The sequence below is a fragment of the Neobacillus drentensis genome (genome assembly GCF_036962765.1).
In the GTDB taxonomy this organism is placed as follows: domain Bacteria; phylum Bacillota; class Bacilli; order Bacillales; family Cytobacillaceae; genus Neobacillus; species Neobacillus drentensis_C.
Window position 1 is genome coordinate 1 of record NZ_JBALOS010000364.1, and the last position, 2,393, is coordinate 2,393.

The following is a 2,393-nucleotide window of genomic DNA, read 5'->3' on the forward strand; positions in this document are numbered from 1 at the left end:
TTCAAATACATAGCCGAAGTCCTTGACCATATATTGCTTTTTGCTGTCTTCTAACCATTGAAAGGCAGCTTGATTTAGCATTTTGAATTGAACCACCAAATTACTGTCTGCACTTGTCACACGGCCTAATGTTGTGGAGGCAACATCCAGGCTTTGTTTAGCATACTGAAGGGAAATTTCATTTTCATGTGAGATTTCCGAAATTTTAATTAGGGCTTTATATAAATCCTTTACTTCCTCAATATGTTTCTTATGTACATCAATGGAGAAAGGCGCTGAACCGATTTTAAATTTAATTTCGACATCAAGGTCCACCGTTCCTGCTGTTTCGAGATATACGTCTGAGATCCTGTTTGTAGCATAACTATAACGATGAAGCATCCGCTTTTTGCTGGTTGCACTTGTACCATCTAAATGGATTAGGGCATTGTTGGTAAAGCAATATTCATCCGATTTTGATTTGATGAGGAAATAAATTTTCTCATTATCTTCATGCATGACATAATCGTCTGCGTCTACCTTATCATAGTTCTCCGGATTAATAACAGAACCAACATCACTTAACCCCAAAATATCAGCAGCAACTTTTCCAAACATACCTATCACACTCCATTAAATTAATATCATTCCACCCTTTTTACGATTAGAAGATCATAAAGTTTCATTTGTATCCAAAAAACTTTATGCGATAAAATGAGTTTGTATGCACGGAAAAGAAAATGCTAACAACTTGAGTGTTTTCCTTTTTTAATAGAAAATACACTATATACAATTTAAAAACAGAGGAATGGAGGGAGAGAAAAATCATGCGTCCGATTATTCTTGGCATCTTTGCTGCTTTCTTTTTTGCATTTACATTTATCCTCAATAGATCAATGGATCAAGCAGGGGGGAGCTGGTTATGGAGTGCATCCTTAAGGTATTACTTTATGGTGCCATTTCTTTTCATCATCGTGATTGGTCGAAAAAATCTTAAACCGTTGCTTTATGAGATGAAAAAACAACCCGGTCCGTGGGTTTTATGGAGTACAATAGGCTTCGGCTTATTTTATGGACCGATTTGTTTTTCAGCTGCCTATGCCCCGGGATGGCTCATCGCAGCTACATGGCAGGTAACAATTATCTCAGGATCGTTGCTGTCTCCACTTTTTTATGAAAGGGTTATGACAGAAAAAGGACCAATCCATAAAAAGGGGCAAATTCCTTTTAAAGGCTTAGCGATGTCAGCGATAATCCTTTTGGGAATTATCTTGATACAATTCGAACAGGCCAATCATATTTCGATTGGTGCAATCTCACTAGGTGTTCTTCCTGTGTTAATCGCTTCCTTCGCTTATCCACTAGGAAACCGAAAAATGATGGATCTTTGCGGGGGAAGGCTAGATGTCTTTCAGCGTGTATTAGGTATGACTTTGGCTAGTATGCCTATTTGGATTGTTTTATCCTTGTATGGTTTAATGACAGTTGGCACACCAAGCAAAGGACAAGTGTTTCAATCTTCTCTTGTTGCCGTATCCTCAGGTGTGATTGCAACCATTCTTTTTTTCAAGGCAACCGATCTTGTAAGAGGTAACATGCAAAAACTTGCTGCTGTTGAGGCAACACAATCAGTGGAAGTTTTATTCGCTGTCATTGGAGAATTGTTACTTCTAAACACCACATTCCCGACGCTGATATCCTGGTTGGGAATGGTAATTGTTATGGTAGGAATGATCCTGCACAGCTTATTTTCGCATAAAAGTAACTCCAAAAATGAACTGAATAAAATGACTGAAAAAACTATACCTCGAAATGTTTGATCCTTATCAATTCAGATTGATAAGGATTGTTTTTTGTGAATCTTCTCATTGTTAACCGTTTAAATATGGACTAAGCTTGTCAATTGTTTCTTGTACCTTTGCTGCATTTCTCTTATACATCGATTTTGATTTTTCGCAATCTGTCTCAAGCGAAAAGATTTCTAAATCAGCCTGAACTTTTTTAAGTGTTGCCAACAGAAGTGGTCGTTGTGCGGGTGTTGGCACCTGAATTTTATCATCATATAGATCGACGGTGAGCTCTCCATAAGAATCTACTTGTCCGAGAAACACATTATCAAGAGTAACTTCTAGTTTTTCTAACTCTGTATAGAGCCAGCCTCTGCCTTTACCCGCACATCTTAATGATTCATCTACGATATTCCCATCCATGATGACAGTTTGGGGTTCTTTTTCATTAGGCATTTTCATTTGTAAATCTTTTGGTGTAAGGGGCTGGTTTTCTCTTTTTAATAAAGCGCTTAAAGTTCCTCTCGGTTCCAAAACAGCAAATTCTACATCAGCGAACTTGAAAATATTCTTCTGCCTGAGAAGAGCTGATAATTCGTCAATTGTATATTTTTCTTTTTTTAAGTT

2 protein-coding genes and 1 pseudogene (1 of these 3 running past the window's edge) are annotated in these 2,393 nt (G+C 37.4%); 1 reads left to right on the forward strand and 2 read right to left on the reverse strand.

Annotation, left to right across the window (positions count from 1 at the left end; translation table 11 throughout):
* The coding region (locus V7137_RS29485; RefSeq protein WP_335701357.1) for a PH domain-containing protein at positions 1-597 on the reverse strand (597 nt) is incomplete at its 3' end.
* 209 nt (positions 598-806) lie between these two features.
* Between V7137_RS29485 and V7137_RS29490 the strand changes: the two genes are divergently transcribed.
* Entirely contained in the window at positions 807-1,799 is a 993-nt protein-coding gene (locus V7137_RS29490; protein ID WP_335701358.1) for a DMT family transporter, read from the forward strand.
* A gap of 51 nt (positions 1,800-1,850) precedes the next feature.
* Here V7137_RS29490 and V7137_RS29495 read toward each other — a convergent pair.
* Positions 1,851-2,393, reverse strand: a pseudogene (locus V7137_RS29495) (DUF421 domain-containing protein) (it continues 325 nt past the right edge of the window).